Source organism: Pseudoalteromonas lipolytica, from assembly GCF_003515105.1.
In the GTDB taxonomy this organism is placed as follows: Bacteria; Pseudomonadota; Gammaproteobacteria; order Enterobacterales; family Alteromonadaceae; genus Pseudoalteromonas; species Pseudoalteromonas lipolytica.
The window spans coordinates 3,228,842-3,246,126 of record NZ_CP032090.1 but is presented as its reverse complement, the minus strand read 5'-3'; the positions used below and the strand labels follow the sequence as shown (position 1 = coordinate 3,246,126).

General features: G+C 42.8%; 15 protein-coding genes. 7 read left to right on the top strand and 8 right to left on the bottom strand.

Features of this window, described 5'->3' with window-relative positions:
• Nucleotides 1-134: 134 nt before the first annotated feature.
• Both D0907_RS14605 and rraA read right to left on the bottom strand, forming a co-directional pair.
• Nucleotides 135-1,184, bottom strand: coding sequence for a formimidoylglutamase (locus D0907_RS14605; protein WP_118844664.1), 1,050 nt, complete (start codon nt 1,182-1,184; stop codon nt 135-137).
• A gap of 5 nt (nt 1,185-1,189) precedes the next feature.
• Entirely contained in the window at nt 1,190-1,690 is a 501-nt protein-coding gene (rraA, locus tag D0907_RS14600; protein ID WP_036973221.1) for a ribonuclease E activity regulator RraA, read from the bottom strand.
• Between the two features lie 241 nt (nt 1,691-1,931).
• On the opposite strand from rraA, the gene D0907_RS14595 reads away from it, so the two are divergent.
• The 3 genes from D0907_RS14595 to D0907_RS14585 all read left to right on the top strand — a co-directional run bounded on the left by D0907_RS14595 (nt 1,932) and on the right by D0907_RS14585 (nt 5,500).
• A complete protein-coding gene (locus tag D0907_RS14595; protein ID WP_036973220.1) occupies nt 1,932-2,468 on the top strand; it encodes a phosphatase PAP2 family protein in 537 nt (178 codons plus the stop codon).
• Nucleotides 2,465-3,514 carry an MJ1255/VC2487 family glycosyltransferase gene (locus D0907_RS14590; protein WP_036973219.1) on the top strand — a complete coding sequence of 350 codons (1,050 nt, stop codon included), beginning with the start codon at nt 2,465-2,467 and terminating at the stop codon, nt 3,512-3,514. The genes D0907_RS14595 and D0907_RS14590 overlap by 4 nt, the downstream gene beginning before the upstream one ends.
• Before the next feature lie 105 nt (nt 3,515-3,619).
• A complete protein-coding gene (locus D0907_RS14585) occupies nt 3,620-5,500 on the top strand; it encodes a methyl-accepting chemotaxis protein (protein WP_074989334.1) in 1,881 nt (626 codons plus the stop codon).
• Nucleotides 5,501-5,573: 73 nt separating this feature from the next.
• Here D0907_RS14585 and D0907_RS14580 read toward each other — a convergent pair whose 3' ends face one another.
• The 5 genes from D0907_RS14580 to priA all read right to left on the bottom strand — a co-directional run bounded on the left by D0907_RS14580 (nt 5,574) and on the right by priA (nt 10,695).
• The gene (locus D0907_RS14580) at nt 5,574-5,948 is read right to left on the bottom strand and encodes a gamma-butyrobetaine hydroxylase family protein (RefSeq protein WP_074989335.1); all 375 of its coding nucleotides are present in this window, start codon (nt 5,946-5,948) and stop codon (nt 5,574-5,576) included.
• Between the two features lie 79 nt (nt 5,949-6,027).
• A complete protein-coding gene (gene hslU, locus D0907_RS14575) occupies nt 6,028-7,356 on the bottom strand; it encodes an HslU--HslV peptidase ATPase subunit (RefSeq protein ID WP_036973213.1) in 1,329 nt (442 codons plus the stop codon).
• 11 nt (nt 7,357-7,367) lie between these two features.
• Entirely contained in the window at nt 7,368-7,886 is a 519-nt protein-coding gene (gene hslV / locus D0907_RS14570; protein ID WP_008115012.1) for an ATP-dependent protease subunit HslV, read from the bottom strand.
• 80 nt (nt 7,887-7,966) lie between these two features.
• Nucleotides 7,967-8,497 (bottom strand): SPOR domain-containing protein, encoded by a 531-nt coding sequence (locus D0907_RS14565; protein WP_065978292.1) that lies wholly within the window; start codon nt 8,495-8,497, stop codon nt 7,967-7,969.
• A gap of 17 nt (nt 8,498-8,514) precedes the next feature.
• Nucleotides 8,515-10,695, bottom strand: a complete 2,181-nt coding sequence (priA, locus tag D0907_RS14560; RefSeq protein WP_075593951.1) for a primosomal protein N' — start codon at nt 10,693-10,695, stop codon at nt 8,515-8,517.
• 246 nt (nt 10,696-10,941) lie between these two features.
• On the opposite strand from priA, the gene rpmE reads away from it, so the two are divergent.
• Both rpmE and D0907_RS14550 read left to right on the top strand, forming a co-directional pair.
• On the top strand, nt 10,942-11,157 hold the full coding sequence (gene rpmE, locus D0907_RS14555) for a 50S ribosomal protein L31 (protein WP_036973208.1): 216 nt from the start codon (nt 10,942-10,944) through the stop codon (nt 11,155-11,157).
• Nucleotides 11,158-11,681: 524 nt separating this feature from the next.
• Nucleotides 11,682-12,923, top strand: coding sequence for a malic enzyme-like NAD(P)-binding protein (locus D0907_RS14550; RefSeq protein ID WP_118844663.1), 1,242 nt, complete (start codon nt 11,682-11,684; stop codon nt 12,921-12,923).
• A gap of 122 nt (nt 12,924-13,045) precedes the next feature.
• On the opposite strand, the gene metJ is transcribed toward D0907_RS14550, so the two are convergent.
• Nucleotides 13,046-13,366 carry a met regulon transcriptional regulator MetJ gene (gene metJ, locus D0907_RS14545; protein WP_036973203.1) on the bottom strand — a complete coding sequence of 107 codons (321 nt, stop codon included), beginning with the start codon at nt 13,364-13,366 and terminating at the stop codon, nt 13,046-13,048.
• A gap of 223 nt (nt 13,367-13,589) precedes the next feature.
• Between metJ and metB the strand changes: the two genes are divergently transcribed.
• On the top strand, nt 13,590-14,855 hold the full coding sequence (gene metB / locus D0907_RS14540; protein WP_074989337.1) for a cystathionine gamma-synthase: 1,266 nt from the start codon (nt 13,590-13,592) through the stop codon (nt 14,853-14,855).
• A gap of 4 nt (nt 14,856-14,859) precedes the next feature.
• Nucleotides 14,860-17,205: a bifunctional aspartate kinase/homoserine dehydrogenase II gene (metL, locus tag D0907_RS14535; RefSeq protein WP_074989338.1), complete on the top strand. Its 2,346-nt coding sequence runs from the start codon at nt 14,860-14,862 to the stop codon at nt 17,203-17,205.
• Nucleotides 17,206-17,285: the final 80 nt, after the last annotated feature.

Genomic DNA, 17,285 nt, shown 5'->3' with positions numbered 1-17,285 from the left:
AGATGTTGCTGCGCAAACGCGCCATGCAAGCATAACGCCTACGGTTTAATGTAGGCGTTAAATTTATTTCGCGCAAACGCGCCATGCATGGCGCCTAAAAACGAGGTTACTCACCCGGCTCTTGGCGCGTTTTATTACAGGCTTTCTCTTGCTTGCAAGTAAGCATTAACTAATGCGGTAATGATTTGCCCAGCATCGTTTATTCCTGCCTCTAACCCTACGGGGTGTTGCGATGGTGCACCTTCACATAAATGCAGGTAGCTGGCATGAACATGCCTAGCAGCTAAATGCACAAAATGCTCAGCATCACTGACACTAAAACCACAGTTTGTGTAGGCGCTTACCGGCATGAGTGAAATACTATCAAGGTCTACTTCCACGCCAAGGGGGGCGCTGTCAAAGCGAGCAAGCGCGTGTTTGCATGCCGTTGAAAGGTCGATAGTGCGACGCACTTGAATATCTTGGTAGCTATTAAACAAGAAGTTCGCGTCTTTGAGAGCATTCAGAATTGCTTGGTTATTTTTAAACTCGTGCAAACCGATTACATGATATTGCGCAAGGTGACTTTCAGAATAGGCGTACCTGAAGCCGTTACCACTGTGGCGACCTTCACACTCTCTAAAATCTGCATGTGGGTCTAAGTTAATGGCATTAACAGGCTTAGCGTGCTGTTTACTTAACGCACGTAAAATTCCTAAGCAGTTATTATGGCCCCCACCAATGACAATAGGTTCTAAACCTGCAGCAAAGATCATCGCCAGTACGCGCTCAACGCGGGTGTCGATATCTGCGCAAAGTTGGCGCAGCTGAGCTAAGTCAGCGTCGTTTTTGTTATCGAGGTGAGCGGCTTGCTGGTTTATATCATCAAGTTCCACTTCGCCGAGTAATAACACGCGTTCATGATTTAGAAATTGATTATGAGTTTGATTAAGAAAGCGTTTTAAAAAAGCTTGCCATGCTTGATGCGAACCGCCATTGCCTAAATTAGCACGGGGACCAATATCTTCACACACGCCAACGAGTACATAGCGAATGCCGAATTGTTTTGCATCGATAAGGGCTTGAGGTGCGTTTGTGTGTGTATCGAGGAGGGCGAGGGCTTGCCACGCTTTCTGTTCGTTGGCGCGGCGGACACATAAATGTTTAACCGCCGCTTCATCATAAATTTTAAGGTAGTCAGTCACCGAGTTTAGTCTTCTTCTATTACGTCGAACTCTAATTCATCAGCAGATAATATAATGCCGGTGCTATCAGCGTAAACAAAGTCACCATCAAAGAATGAGACACCCGCAAAATTAACGCCAATGCCGTCTTCACCGGCTCCTTCACTGTCGGCAGCAACAGGAATAGACGCAATTGCTTGAATGCCTAAATCTAATTCTTCAAGGTCATCAACATGGCGAATAGCACCATATACAATGATACCTTGCCAGTTATTTTCTAATGCGATTTCAGCCAGCTCAATATCAATTAGTGCGCGGCGGGTTGAACCACCACCATCAATTAACAGTACGCTGTCGGTACCATCTGTTGATAATATTTCGCGGATCAGCTCATTGTTCTCAAAACATTTTACGGTTCTAACTCGACCACTGAAACTTGGGCGTCCACCAAAATTGATAAACATAGGTTCGAGCACATCAACCACATCGGCAAAGTGGTCGCATAAATCAGAAGTGCTGTAATCCATTTTTTCATCCTCTAAAGAGACTGTCTGTTTAGTACTCAGTATACCCTGATACAACTCAATAACAACGACTTAATACGTGTTTATTACTTTAAATCAAAGGAATCAAGTCACCGCAACATTAGTGTCTCAAAAGCGTCACCTAATTGTTATTTTTAACACCTAAGCTGAGATGAGTAGCCCTCTTATAAAGAGGTCATGTTTGTATTAAAAACAGACACAAAGTATGACAAGGAGCTTGGCCATGGCAAATAACATACTGACGAAGTTAGCAAAAGTAGATGAACAGTTGTTTTTAAGCGTATTTAACGATGCATCGCCTAATTGGCTTAGACGCTCAGCAATCGGTCTATCAAAAACCGGAGATGGTGGGCTATACCTGATGTTATTTGTGGGGTTTTGGTGGTTCAGCGAACAATTACATTTCCAGCAGTTTGCCTTGAGCCTGTTGGTTGGCTTTGCTATAGAGCGACCCATTTATTTTTTGGCTAAAAAACGCATTGCTCGAGTCAGGCCTTGTGATTGTTTAGTGCAAGGGGCTTACCTGGTGCCCAGTGATAAGTTTAGTTTGCCCTCGGGGCACAGTGCTGGTGCGTTTGTTGTTGCGACTATTTTAACGATGTACTTCCCTGCTTTTATGGCTGTGTGGTTTATCTGGGCGGCAGGCGTTGCGGCTTCACGGGTTATCGTGGGCGTGCATTATCCAGCCGATGTGATTGTTGGTGCGGTGATAGGGTCGAGTTGTGCTGTGCTTGCTGTGATGGTGGTGGAATATATATGAGAATTTTGTACGGTATTCAAGGTACAGGGAATGGTCACATAACACGTGCTCGGGTTATGGCAACAACATTCAATGCATTAGGTGTCGATGTTGATTATGTGTTTTCGGGCCGCCGTGAGCACGATTACTTCGATATGGATGAATTTGCTAACTATCGAGCGTTTCGTGGTTTATCGTTTACCAGTAAATCGGGGCAAGTTGATAGCTTAAAAACACTCAAAAATGCTCGGCCATTGCAGTTAATCAAAGATATAAAAAGCCTTGATTTACGTCACTATGATTTGGTGTTTAATGATTTTGAGCCGATCACAGCATGGGCGGCTAAACAACAGGGGGTGCCGGTTATTGGTATGAGTCATCAGGCGGCATTTTTGTCAGATAAAGTGCCGATGTTTGGTCGCTCATTTTTCAGAAGAGCGTTAATTCGTCATTATGCGCCCGCTAATGTTTATTTAGGCGTGCATTGGCAACCTTATGCAAAAAACATTATTCCTCCGTTTATTGCGGCTCATCAGCATAATAATCCTGTCATGGTTGAAAATAAGGTATTAGTTTACTTACCATTCGAAAACTTAGACAGTGTAGTCGACTACCTAAAAGACTTTCCCGAGCGCGAATTCTATTGCTACCACCCTGATGCAGAAAACTCATCAATTGGAAATATTCACTTAAGATCACCATCACGCGTCGGTTTTTTAAATGATCTTGCCAATGCGGGGGGAGTGATAGGAAATGCTGGATTTGAACTGGCCAGTGAGGCCTTGCAATTGGGTAAAAAGCTGCTGTTAAAGCCGCTTGGTAAGCAATTTGAACAAGGCATAAATGCACAGACTTTATTGTCAATGGGGGCGGCGCATGTCATGAGCTATTTAAATCCCTATGCCATGGATGACTGGCTGCAATCAGCACAAAACAGAAAACTGAATTTTCCTAGCGATCCGGCTCCTTTGGTTGACTGGTTACAAAAAAGACAATGGCAACAACTAGATAAATTGCACTACCACTTGTGGCAACAGGTTGATATTGAAAAAAAAGTTATTGTTTAAACCATTCGTATCAACGACAATGCCCGGCAACATTAGCTACTTTTATTAGCTGCTTTAAATAGTTTAGCTATACTCTTATATGTATGTATCTATAGGGCGCTCTGAATGAATGTATTACAAAACTTAACTATAAAACGTCGTTTACAATTAAACGCGTTAGTTGTTGGTCTTGCAATGATTGTGATGCTATGTGTCATTATCTTTGAGTCTCGCACGATGCTAAAACTCAATGAGACAATTCAAAACGCGGAGGAGCTTGATATTCATGAGCTTTCTATGCGTAAGCATGAGAAAAACTTTCTGTTTTACAAAGATGTAAACAGCCTTAGCTTATTTGAAAATGAGTACACACAACTTAAAACAAAAATGGCGCGATTAGATGAATTGCTAAACGATTTATCGATGAACACAGATAAGTTAGGCGAGTTTAGACGTCTAGCTAAAGTGTACTACGATGATTTTAACAGCGTTGTAGAGTTACAAAAACAAATAGGTTTACACCCAAAAGATGCGCTTTATGGTGATTTGCGTAACGCTGTGCATCAAGTCGAAACACTATTAAGTGAGCGCGAAGATTACCGTTTACTCACTTACATGTTGCAGTTACGCCGCGCCGAAAAAGATTTTATGCTGCGATTTGACACAAAATATCTGACCAAGTTTGATGAATTAGTCGCTGATTTTGAGTCCGCCATTAAAGTAGCTGAGCTTGATGGTAACTACGAAAGTCAATTACTGGCTCTTTTGTCGACCTATCAAACTAAATTTAAAGCACTCGTCGATGCACAAGTCTTACTCGGTCTAGACTTAGATTCGGGTGCCTTGGGTAAAATGAAGCAAAGCGTTGAGATGAGTGATGCCATTGTTTCTGAACTGACCGATGAGACAAAAACATTTGTTGAATCAAGCGCATCGCAAGCACAGTTAATTGCTTTAATGGTGTTTATTATTGCAAGTGCTGTTGTGATGATTTTGGTTTACTTTACCAGCCGTTCAATTATTCAGCCTATTGAGCGTGTATACCATACAATTAATGAGATTCGTCGTAGTAACGATTTAAGTATTTCGATTGAGCAGTCGGGCAAAGACGAAGTGACGATTATGACGGTTGATTTTAACAGCTTAATTGGTGATTTTAAAAAGCTGATTTACGAAGTTAACACGGCACTGAGTACGCTTAATATCGCGACTGAACATTTATCAGAAACCACATCAGCAACCAGTTCGGGTATGCAAGAGCAGCTGCATGAAGCCGATATGGTTGCAACTGCTGCAACTGAAATGCAGGCAACCATTCAAGATATTTCGCATAATACCGAAGCAGCGGCTAAAAAAGCAGAGTCAACCAATTTAAGTGCCCAACAAGGTCGCTCAGAAGTTGAGTCAACGGTCGTACAGATTAATCATTTATCTGAGTCGCTTGGAAATGCTTCGAGTGTTGTGTCGCAATTAGAAAAAGATGCCGAAACGATTGGCTCGGTGCTTGATGTGATCCGTGGCATTGCTGAACAAACGAATTTACTCGCACTGAATGCTGCAATCGAAGCGGCGAGGGCCGGTGAACAGGGACGCGGTTTTGCTGTGGTTGCTGACGAAGTTCGCTCGCTTGCACAACGTACACAAGACTCAACTCAAGAAATTGAAAGCATTATTACGACCTTGCAAGGGCGTACCCGAGAAGTTGTCAGTATTATGCAGCAGTGCCGTAATCAAGGTGGCGAAAGTGCCGCTCAGGCAACGAAAGCAGGTGAGTTACTACGCTCTATCACTGAAGACGTGCAAACGATTATGGATATGAGTACGCACATTGCGACGGCGATTGACGAGCAAAGTCAGGTGGCTTCTGAGGTTAACAAAAACGTGGTGCGTATTCGAGATATTGCTCAACAAGCCTCTGGACATGCAGTCACTAATGCACAAACCAGCGAGGAAGTCTCTGAGCAGGCTCGCGTGCTGTACCAAGCAATTGATAAGTTTAAAGTGTAGGGATTCAGTAACAGATAAATTTAAAAGCGCGCAATTTTGTCGCGCTTTTTTGTTTTAGGTGGCGCTAATAAAACTAAGGTACAAACTTTATTGGTACGCTGTCTTTATTCGCTTCGTGCTCATGGACACGGGTTTGGTATTGTTGCCAAAGTGAGTCTTTATTAGCCTGTAAATCGGCTAAATAATGCCAGCTGTATAAGCCGCTGTTGTGATTATCGCTAAATACTAAACGAAGCGCATAATGACCAACTGGCTCAATTTTGCTAATGCTTACTTGGTGCTTATTTAGTACCAGCTTCATGGGCTCATTACCATGGCCTTGTACTTCGGCTGAGGGTGAGTGAACACGTAAGAACTCTGCACTAAAGCAAGCACTCGACTCATCGTCAAAGTAAACGTCTAGTACTTTGCTTACGCTGTGATAATGCACTTTCGTCACTTCTTTCATAGTAAACCCTATCATTGATTTTTAAGCTAACAAAAAAGCCTCCAACAGGAGGCTTTTAATTATAACGATAATTTAGTGATTAAAGAATAAAGCGACTTAAATCTTCGTCTTCAACCAATGCGCCTAGGTGCTGCTCGACGTAATTAGCATCAATTGTGAGCGTTGAACCCGCTTTTTCAGAAGCATCGAATGAAATTTCTTCCATTAGCTTTTCCATCACAGTGTGTAAGCGACGTGCACCGATGTTTTCGGTTTTTTCGTTTACTTGCCATGCGGCTTTAGCAATACGCTCAATTGCGTCTTCAGTGAAATCAACGTTAACCTGCTCTGTTTTCAACAGTTCGCGTTGCTGCTCTGTAAGCGATGCATGTGGCTCTGTAAGGATACGTTTAAAGTCATCGGCGGTTAACGCTTCTAGCTCTACGCGAATCGGTAAACGACCTTGTAGCTCTGGGATCATGTCTGACGGTTTTGCCATTTGGAATGCACCAGATGCAATAAATAACATGTGGTCAGTCTTAACCATACCGTGTTTAGTGCTCACTGTTGAGCCTTCGATTAATGGCAGTAAATCGCGTTGAACACCTTCGCGGCTTACATCTGGGCCTGACGCTTCGCCACGCTTACAGATTTTATCGATTTCGTCGATAAATACGATGCCGTTTTGCTCTACAGCAAAGATAGCTTGCTCTTTTAACTCTTCAGGGTTAACAAGTTTAGCGGCTTCTTCTTCAACTAATAGCTTGAAAGCTTCTTTGATTTTCAGCTTGCGCTTACTGCGCTTATCACCGCCCATGTTTTGGAACATGCTTTGTAACTGGTTGGTCATTTCTTCCATACCAGGCGGAGCCATGATCTCAACGTTAGGCTGTGCTTGTGCAACATCAATATCGATTTCTTTATCGTCTAATTGGCCTTCACGTAACTTTTTACGGAACGACTGACGTGTCGAAGAGTTTTCATCAGAACGTGATTCACCAAACGTATCACGTGCTGGTGGTAGTAGGGCGTCGAGAATACGCTCTTCTGCCGCTTCTTCAGCTCGGTGCTTGAATTTTTTGGTTTGTTGTTCACGGGTCATTTTGATTGAGATATCAACTAGATCACGAATGATCGTCTCAACTTCTTTACCAACATAACCCACTTCAGTGAATTTTGTTGCTTCGACTTTAATGAAAGGCGCATTAGCTAGTTTAGCAAGGCGACGTGCAATTTCGGTTTTACCGACACCGGTAGGGCCAATCATTAAGATATTTTTTGGCGTAACCTCAGCGCGTAATTCGTCGCTAAGCTGCATGCGACGCCAGCGATTACGCAGTGCGATTGAAACTGCTTTTTTAGCTTTTGCTTGGCCAATAATGTGTTGATCAAGCTCGTGAACGATTTCTCTTGGAGTCATCTCAGACATGGCAGTTCCTATTACAATTCTTCAATAGTTTGGAAATTATTCGTGAATACACAGATGTTGCCTGCAATTGTTAGGCTTTTCTCTACAATTTCACGGGCACTTAGGTCGGTATTTTCAAGCAGGGCTGTCGCAGCAGATTGTGCGAAGTTACCACCACTGCCAATGGCGATAAGGTCGTTCTCTGGTTGTACTACGTCACCATTACCGGTGATGATCAACGAGGCGGTTTCGTCAGCAACGGCCAGTAGCGCTTCAAGCTTTCTGAGTGCGCGGTCACTTCGCCAATCTTTGGCCATTTCTACTGCGGCCTTGGTGAGGTTACCTTGGTGCATTTCTAGTTTGCTTTCAAAGCGTTCGAAAAGGGTGAAGGCATCAGCAGTACCGCCAGCAAAACCAGCGATTACTTTGCCATTATAAAGACGTCGAACTTTGCGGGCGTTGCCCTTCATTACGGTGTTACCAAGTGAAACCTGGCCATCGCCACCAATAACGACCTTGTCGTCGCGGCGAACACTTACAATAGTAGTCATGATTATTCCTCATCATCGAGCGGCGAAGCCGCTCGTAAAAAGCGATTGATGAGGTGTTTATATGGGTGAATGAGCTAAAATCAAGTCCAAAGCCAAATTCCACAGCCCATTATTTTAATGCGCTTGAGTTTGTTTTTGTCGCTTTCTGCCAGACGTTTGGTTTCGTAAGGGCCTAAACGCACTTTATACCAAATGCCATTACTGCCTTCTACGCGTTTAACTTCAGACACTAAGCCTGCAAATGCAATCTTCGCTTTTAAGGTTTGAGCTTGTTCCAGCGTTCTAAAAGAGCCGCATTGCATTACATAAGGGCCTTTTTGCTCAATCTCTTTTACTTCAACCTGAATTTCGTGTTCTTTTATTTCTTTAATAAACTCGGGTGGTTTCGGTTTTGGAATAACCTTTTCTTCTTCTGATTTTGTTGGATTAGCTTGCTGCTCAACAAGTTCAGGATCGGCATTATGTTTGATATACCATAAACCATACCCAAACCCACCCAGCAAAATAAGGGCGACAAAGACAAGAACAATAGGGAACGGCTTTTTTGCCGGGGCTTGTTTTTTATTATTTCGATTTGATGGTTTTTTATTTATGTAATCGTGTTGTGCCATGACTTTTTTATTGGCCTTTAAATCATATCTATTGGATCAACGTCTAAGCTCCAACGCACCTTTTGCGCTAATTTACTGGTGCTTATATAGTCAACCATTTGCGCTAAATATTGGTGTAAGTGGGAGCGCTCCAGCGCTTGAATATGTAACTGAAACCGATATTTACCTGCTACACGCTCCAATGGCGCAGGGATCGGTCCGAGCAATTGTATACCAGATATGTTCTGGACAGGAACCAAATCAGTTAAAAAATCCATGACTTGATTTATGTTATGTCCTTCGGCACGCACAATTGCCATGTTTGTTATGGGGGGGAGCTGAGCATCTTCTCGTTCTGCAAGGGCATAGCGCGCAAAATCTTGATAGCCATTATTCACTAAATCTTGCAATAGTGGGTGCTCAGGAAAGTGAGTTTGTAACAGTACTTGTCCCGGTTCACCACTGCGTCCTGCACGGCCTGCAACCTGAGTGACAAGCTGTGCTAAATGTTCTGTAGCGCGAAAATCACACGAGTACAAACCACTATCAACATCTAAAATAAGCACTAAACTGACATCGGCAAAATGATGGCCTTTCGCAAGCATTTGCGTGCCCACCAAAATACGCGCCCCCCCTTGATTTATGTCGTCGAGGGCTTTTTCTAAGCTGCCTTTACGACGAGTTGAATCTCGGTCAATGCGGCTAATGGGTATATCAGGGAAAGTTTCTGCTAAAAACTCTTCAATTTGTTCCGTGCCTTTACCATTAGGAAAAATCTGTGTGCTGCCACAATCGGGGCATTGATGGGGCACTGCATGCTGCTCGGAGCAATGATGGCAGATCATTTGTCCAATTGCTTTGTGGAATGTGGCACTGGTACTGCAACGTGAGCACTCACTTAACCAGCCACACTCATGACATATGAGTGTGGGAGAAAAGCCGCGTCGATTTAAAAACACCATGACTTGCTTGCCGCGCTCAAGATGTTGACGCATATAGGCCAAACTTGCATGGGCAATACCGGCTTGTTCGGGTTGGCCTTTCATATCCATTAAGTGAAATTGGTTATCAGTGCTGGTTTGCGCACGCTCCGTTAAGCTCAATAGTTGGTACTTGTTATTTATTGCTTTATGTAACGTTTCGAGAGCGGGAGTTGCGCTACCTAGTATCAAGGGTATTTGCTGTTGATAAGCTCTGTAGGCTGCTAAATCGCGAGCATGATAACGCAGCGTATCTTGTTGCTTAAACGAGCTGTCGTGCTCTTCATCAACAATGATCATACCAAGTGATAAAAAAGGTAAGAAAATACTCGAACGGGTGCCGATAACAATGGCGCAGCTGCCTTTTTCGCAGAAACGCCATGTTTGCAAGCGCTCGTTGTCGGTTAATGCTGAATGCCAAAGCATAATAGGGGTATCGGGAAAGCGACGGCGAAAACGATTAACGGTTTGTGGTGTTAGCCCAATTTCGGGCACTAACACCAGTGCTTGCTGGCCTTTTTTTAGAACCTCTTCAAGGCACTGTAAATACACTTCTGTTTTACCACTGCCGGTAACGCCTTCAAGTAAAAAACAGGTGAACCCACTTGCTTGATTAATCGTTGTGCATGCAACGGCTTGTTCTTTGTTTAGGGTTGGTTTACTGCCAATTGTTGGGGCGCGTTGCTGCCATTGGTTATCATGTTCGATAAACTGTTTAATGAGTTCTTTTTCGAGCAAGCTATCAATGGTTTTTTTATTAAAGCCGAGTGCTTTTAATTCGGTTAAAGATGACTTGCCTGACTGCGCTAGCTGCTTCAGCAAATTAAGTTGTGTTTTTGCTTTGAGTGAAGGTAATTTTGCACCTTTGTCGGTGAGTTCAACCATATTTATACTGGTTTTGTCTGGGCATTCACCTTGGCGTAGTGCCGCTGGAAGCGCTGTATGAATTGTTTCACCAAGTGGGTAGCAGTAATAGCGAGCAGTAAATTTTAGCAGTGCTAAGTGTTGCTCAGATAAAATAGGGGCATCGTCTATAACATCAATAATGGCTTTAATTTTATCTTCGGGTACATCGGTACTGGTTTTGATTGCCAGTACGACTGCTATCTTTTTTTGAGAGCCAAAAGGCACACGCACACGCATGCCTACTCGCAGCTCAGGGCTATGTAGCAGCTGCTCAACTTTATAATCGAAGGTACGCTGTAAAGGGACTTTTATGGCAACTTCTACAAAGTGCATAACAACTCAACTGAATTAAGAATAGAAAAAATAGCGTGTGTTGCTAATGTACTAAAATTAGTGCTAAAAACCTACCAACAAATACTGAACGTTTGATGACTTGTTTATTTTTTTAGCTAAAGATGAATTTAAAGCTTGTCGAGAGGCTGCTTGAGCTATAAAATACGCGACCTATTAATTGTATTAACGACGTATGGTGCCAGACTTCGGGTTTGGAGAGCGATGCGGCCTTAACTAGAGGTTCCTATGAAAGAAGGTATTCACCCTAAGTACGAAGCTATCACTGCAACTTGTTCATGTGGTAACAAATTCGAAACTAGCTCTACTTTATGTAAAGACATCCACTTAGACGTATGTTCTGAGTGTCACCCGTTTTACACTGGTAAGCAAAAGATTTTAGACACTGGCGGCCGTGTTGATCGTTTCAACAAGCGCTTCGGTGCACTTAGCAGCAAGAAGTAATATCTGCTGTTTAGTTGAAAGAAGCACCCTTTGGGTGCTTTTTTTATGCCTGAAATTCAGAACCATTCTTTTTTATATCCCATGCCTACACGCTTTATGTGCATAACTATTTCTGCTTGTTATGCCCAATATATCGCTAATAATGCAGACAAATAGTGATCCCTTCGCTATATTTTGAATGATATAAATGATTCCAAAAGTTGTAAAAAGTAACAATTTATATGAACTTCACCTATAAATGCTGTTAAGTTCGTTAAAGTTGCTCATTTTGCTAAGTTTCGGTTATTTGCTGTGTTCGTGCCTATAAAATACAAAAACAGGTGCTTAAATGGCCACAAATAGATGAATTTTTATCTGTTGTGAATTAAAACTATGTGCAGAAATTGTTGGGAAATCCTTTAAAATTAAGCGATATAGCATATAACAGGATAGACCTGATAATACTTGGAATTTTTATATATTACAGGTATCGTACAGATGCAAGCCCTCTCACTTTTTAACTTATTGCAGGATACTATCGCGTTATGTCAGATTTTCGTGAACAAGCATTACATTACCACGCTCACCCCGTTCCAGGTAAAATTAGTGTAGAACTAACTAAACCAGCAGAAACGGTTAATGATCTCGCTCTAGCATATAGTCCAGGTGTCGCAGAGCCCGTCCGTGAGATAGCAGCCGATCCAGCAAATGCCTATAAATACACCGGCAAAGGTAATATTGTTGCGGTTATTTCAAACGGTACCGCAATTTTAGGCTTAGGCAATTTAGGTCCGCTTGCATCAAAACCTGTGATGGAAGGTAAAGCACTTTTATTTAAACGCTTTGCAGGTTTAGACTCGATAGATATCGAAGTAAAACACCGCACGACAGAAGACTTCATTAATACTGTTGCAAATATTGCCGATACGTTTGGTGGTATCAACCTAGAAGATATTAAAGCGCCAGAGTGTTTCGAAATTGAAAAAGCGCTTATTGAGCGTTGTAGCATCCCTGTTTTCCACGATGACCAACATGGTACTGCAATCGTAACAGCAGCAGGCATGCTAAATGCGCTTGAAGTACAGGGTAAAGATATCGAAGACGCGATTATCGTGTGTTTAGGTGCCGGTGCAGCAGCGGTTGCATGTATGGAACTACTTATTAAATGTGGTGCATTGCGTGAGCACATTTATATGCTTGACCGCAAAGGCGTGATCCATACACGTCGAGATGACTTAAACGAGTATAAATTGCTATTTGCTAACAATACCGATAAGCGCACTTTGCAAGATGTGATAGCCGATGCTGATGTATTTGTTGGTGTATCTGGCCCTAACTTATTAACCGCTGAAGATTTAAAACTGATGGCAGATAAGCCGGTGGTTTTTGCATGTTCAAACCCTGATCCAGAAATCGCGCCAGCTGTTGCACACGGTGCACGTAATGATTTAATTATGGCAACAGGGCGTTCTGATTACCCTAATCAGGTTAATAATGTATTGTGTTTCCCATTCATTTTCCGCGGTGCGCTTGATGTGCGTGCGACATCAATCAATGATGAAATGAAAATTGCAGCGGTGCATGCTATTCGTAGTATTGCGAAAGAGCCTGTGCCTAACGAAGTGCTTAAGGCGTCGGGTGTTGATTCACTTGAGTTTGGTGCTGAGTACATTATTCCAAAACCAATGGACCCACGCTTATTACCACGTATTGCACGTGCTGTTGCAGAAGCAGCCGTTGAGTCTGGTGTGGCGCAAATTGACATGCCAGAAAACTACATGCGTTAAATAATTAGGTACCTATTCGTTTGATTAAGCGGGTAGGTATAACTAACTGCAAATAAAAAACTCAGCCAAGGCTGAGTTTTTTTATGTCTGAGAAATCGGCTACGATCCGGTGGCCGAAATATTTACTCTGAATCAAGTACGGGGATATCTAACCCCATTTCTTGCATAATTCTTTTTACTTCTTCAGGTACTTTTTCAGGGTTATCTTTACGAAGGTCGTCATCATTCGGTAATGGTTGACCTGTAAAAGCGTGTAAAAAGGCTTCGCACAGTAGCTCACTGTTAGTGGCATGACGAAGATTATTAATCTGACGACGCGTGCGCTCATCAGTTAATACTTTTAATACGTTCAGCGGAATTGATACGGTAATTTTTTTTACTTGCTCTGATTTTTTACCGTGTTCTGCATATGGGTGAATGTATTCACCGTTCCATTTAGCCATAAGTTGTTTCGTTGCCTCGGTTGTCAGTTGTTTACGCCTTATCCACAGCGCAAGATGCGGAAATTCTATCGCTTTAAAAAAGATAGTCAAATACTAGTTATTTAGCCATCTAGTCGTGTAAATGTATAAACTTCTATGTAATGGCGATAAATGCTTTGACTTCTCATATTTGATCATCTAACCTTTTAGACGTCTAAACATCCAATTCTAAGTAGGTGATGAAATGAGTGAAAAAAATAAAGCGACGATTGCTGTTCGTCATGGCATTGAAGCCGATAAACACCACGGTGCAGTCGTTCCACCAATTTACTTATCAACCACTTATTCGTTCGCTGATTTTGATACTAAGCGCCAATATGACTATGGCCGCAGTGGTAACCCTAACCGTGATATTTTAGCCGAAACACTCGCTGAACTAGAGGGCGGAGCTAAAGGCATTATTACTGCGACAGGCATGGCGGCTGTTCACTTAACGACACAGCTTTTGAATAGCGATGATACCTTGGTTATTCCACATGACTGTTACGGCGGTAGCTATCGTTTATTTACCTCATTAGAGAAGCGCGGTTTACTGAAACTAAAAGTGCTTGATTTAACAAAAGCTGAAAATCACCAAGAAATCTTAGCGATAAAACCTAAACTGATCTGGATTGAAACACCCAGTAACCCCATTTTACGCCTAACAGATATTAAAGCGATTACCGCCATTGCTAAACAATCCGGTGCACTTGTTGCGGCTGATAACACGTTTTTATCGCCGGCCTTGCAAAACCCGATTGAGTTTGGTGTTGATATAGTCGTGCATTCAACGACTAAATACATTAACGGTCACTCTGATGTGGTTGGCGGTGCTGTTATTGCAGCAACGCAAGAGTTGGGTGATGAACTGGCTTGGTGGGCAAATAATATTGGTATTACGGGTGCACCGTTTGATAGTTATCTTACTCTGCGTGGTTTACGCACTTTAAATGTGCGTTTAAAACAGCACCAAGAGAATGCGTTTGCAATTGCAGAATATTTAGAAGATTCACCGTTTGTGAGCCAAGTATATTATCCCGGTCTCGCTTCTCATCCTCAGCATGCGCTCGCTAAAGCACAGCAACGCGGTTTTGGTGGCATGGTGAGTTTTGATATTAAAGGCGACATTAATGATGCTGCGGCTTTTCTAACAGGCCTTAAAGAGTTTAGCTTAGCCGAATCATTGGGGGGCGTTGAGAGTTTAATTTGTCACCCTGCGACCATGACTCATGCTGGAATGGAGGCAAAAGCTCGCTTAGAAGCAGGGGTGGGTGATACGTTAATTCGTATCTCTGTTGGCATTGAGGATGTAAAAGATTTAATTGCCGATTTAGACCGTGTTTTCAATTTAGTTAAACCAGGTCAGGGGCAGCAAGCCACTCAGAGCAACGCGAAGCAAACGCACACGCAAGCCAATACGCAACAAAGCAGCACTTTTAAGTTAACGCCAGCACATACGGCATTGTGGTAGAAAAATGGTAAATATTGTTCATAAATTTGGTGGCTCAAGCTTAAGCTCTGCAGAGCGTTATCATGCTGTGGCAAATATTGTTTTAGCAAATACGCAGCAAGGTGATTGTGTGGTGGTGTCTGCATCGGGCAAAACAACCGACACCTTGGTAAAACTTTGGCAAAGTTATCAACAGCAAGATAACCAAGCGGTTAGTGATATTTTATTGCTGATTGATAATAATCAGCGCGCCTTAATAGAGCAGCTGTTAGTAGCAAAAAACAAGCAGCAGGCATTGGCACAATTAAAAGATGAGCTGGCGCTATTAAATATACTTATTGCTAAACAGCAACTACAAGAAGCCGTGTTGCTAGCACATGGAGAAGTATGGTCTGCGCGTTTATTAGCGGGCTATCTAAATCAGCTGGGTGTGGCAGCACAGGATGTGGATGCACGGCAGTTATTTACATTAAATGATGGCCAACTATTGCATCAAAAGAATCAACAGCAATGCACCGATGCGATCAGTAAAGTAAAGATCAATGTGGTGACAGGCTTTATCGCTGCAGATTGTCAGGGTAAGACGGTAACACTGGGTCGTAATGGCAGTGACTACAGTGCGACCTTGTTAGCAAGCTATACCTTTGCCAAGCAAGTGTCTATTTGGACTGATACCCAAGGTGTATTCAGTACAGACCCTCGTAAGGTGAAAAACGCCGTTAAATACGCAAAAGTGTGCCGAGAGCAAGCTAATTTATTGGCTCGCTTAGGTAACCCTGTTTTACATGCAAAAACCTTATCACCGCTTAAAGACAGCGACATTAAACTTGTTGTAAGAAGTAGCTTTGATTGTGATGCCAGCCCAACTGAGGTTGTAAAAGAAGGGTATAGCAAGGCGAAGCGTTTTATTACGACCTTAGATAATATCGATTTACTGCGTGTTGATACGCTAAGCACAGGTGAAGTGGGGGAGCTGAGTCAGCTAATTCAGCACAGTTTGCATCATTTTGTGAAAGAAGGTGATACCTATTTGCTGGTACCAGGGCACAGTACTCATCAAGTGGTGAGTCACCTTGCTGGGCGGGCTAATATTGTTGAATCTAATTTAAGCGGCTGCGCGGTTGTGGCACCAAGTAGCGATGTGAGCCAGTTAGCTGAACAAGCAATTTCGCTCCTTAAAGAGCAAAGTATTCATCCACGCTTTGTACAACAAGATCAGCAGTATGTGTTGCTACTAAACGATCAAGCTATAGACAGCGATGTACTGACCCTGTTGCATGATAAATTGGTCAACAAGGGTCAAGAACTGGCTATTATCGTGGCTGGGCTGGGTAATGTTGGTGAAGTCTTTCTATCACAGTTACAGGCTCAGTTTGTTAGGTTATCAGCTCATTACCAGATTAAAGTCGTGGCATTATTACGCTCAAAACAAATGCTATTTAGTGCCAGTGGCTTGAACACAGAAACGTGGCAAGCGCAGTGGCAAAGTGAAGCCCAACACTACGATAAAGAAACACTGCTAACACGTATTAGCGAACTTGATTACGAACACAAAGTGGTGATTGATATCACCGCCAGTGAAGCGTTTAGCCAATTATACCCAGCACTCGTTGAGCTTAATTGTCATTTAATTAGTGCCAATAAATATGCAGGCACAGCGGCAAATGATTGGTATCAAACATTGCGCTCTAATTTAGCTGAGCGTAATTTGTTGTGGCGTTATAACACCAGTGTAGGGGCCGGCTTACCAATTAACTTTGCATTGGCAGACTTACAAAATAGTGGTGATAGTATTCATCGTATAGAAGGGGTTTTTTCGGGGACGCTGTCGTGGTTGTGCAGTTGCTATGATGGTAACGTTCCGTTTACTGAACTTGTGCTACAAGCGCAGCAAATGGGCTACACCGAACCTGACCCGCGTGAAGATTTATCTGGCCGAGATATGCAGCGCAAGTTACTTATTTTAGCCCGCGATTTAGGGTTAGATTTAGAGCTTGATGACATTGCATTAACGCCATTGATGCCTGAAGAACTGGCAACAGGAAGTTGGCAAGACTTCCTTGCGAACAGGCATTTGCTTGATGCATTCATCGAAGAAAAGGCTGCCATTGCACAGGCCGAAAATAAAGTTGTTCGCTACACCGGTGCAATTACGCTCGTTGATGGTAAAGCGAAAGCAGCCGTTGGCTTAGTGAATGTTGCACACGATGATGTATTAGCTAGCTTAAAGCCGGGTGATAATATTTTTGTGATTAATTCGCAGTGGTACACAGACAACGCGCTCGTCATTCAAGGCCCTGGTGCAGGAAAAGAAGTGACTGCTGCGGGAGTTCATTCAGACCTTTACTGGTTAGTGAATAACTTAAAATAATTTTGCTGATCTTAGTTTAAATAGCTAAGCAAAAAGCGCCCAATGGGCGCTTTTTTATTAGTCTAATAAAGGTGTTAAAG

Excerpts from the sequence above, each read along its gene's own strand:
- rraA (WP_036973221.1), bottom strand. The coding sequence starts at position 1,690 with ATGGATTACAGCACTTCTGATTTATGCGACCACTTTGCCGATGTGGTT.
- D0907_RS14595 (WP_036973220.1), top strand. The coding sequence starts at position 1,932 with ATGGCAAATAACATACTGACGAAGTTAGCAAAAGTAGATGAACAGTTG.
- D0907_RS14590 (WP_036973219.1), top strand. The coding sequence starts at position 2,465 with ATGAGAATTTTGTACGGTATTCAAGGTACAGGGAATGGTCACATAACA.
- D0907_RS14585 (WP_074989334.1), top strand. The coding sequence starts at position 3,620 with ATGAATGTATTACAAAACTTAACTATAAAACGTCGTTTACAATTAAAC.
- D0907_RS14580 (WP_074989335.1), bottom strand. The coding sequence starts at position 5,948 with ATGAAAGAAGTGACGAAAGTGCATTATCACAGCGTAAGCAAAGTACTA.
- hslU (WP_036973213.1), bottom strand. The coding sequence starts at position 7,356 with ATGTCTGAGATGACTCCAAGAGAAATCGTTCACGAGCTTGATCAACAC.
- hslV (WP_008115012.1), bottom strand. The coding sequence starts at position 7,886 with ATGACTACTATTGTAAGTGTTCGCCGCGACGACAAGGTCGTTATTGGT.
- D0907_RS14565 (WP_065978292.1), bottom strand. The coding sequence starts at position 8,497 with ATGGCACAACACGATTACATAAATAAAAAACCATCAAATCGAAATAAT.
- priA (WP_075593951.1), bottom strand. The coding sequence starts at position 10,695 with ATGCACTTTGTAGAAGTTGCCATAAAAGTCCCTTTACAGCGTACCTTC.
- rpmE (WP_036973208.1), top strand. The coding sequence starts at position 10,942 with ATGAAAGAAGGTATTCACCCTAAGTACGAAGCTATCACTGCAACTTGT.
- D0907_RS14550 (WP_118844663.1), top strand. The coding sequence starts at position 11,682 with ATGTCAGATTTTCGTGAACAAGCATTACATTACCACGCTCACCCCGTT.
- metJ (WP_036973203.1), bottom strand. The coding sequence starts at position 13,366 with ATGGCTAAATGGAACGGTGAATACATTCACCCATATGCAGAACACGGT.
- metB (WP_074989337.1), top strand. The coding sequence starts at position 13,590 with ATGAGTGAAAAAAATAAAGCGACGATTGCTGTTCGTCATGGCATTGAA.
- metL (WP_074989338.1), top strand. The coding sequence starts at position 14,860 with ATGGTAAATATTGTTCATAAATTTGGTGGCTCAAGCTTAAGCTCTGCA.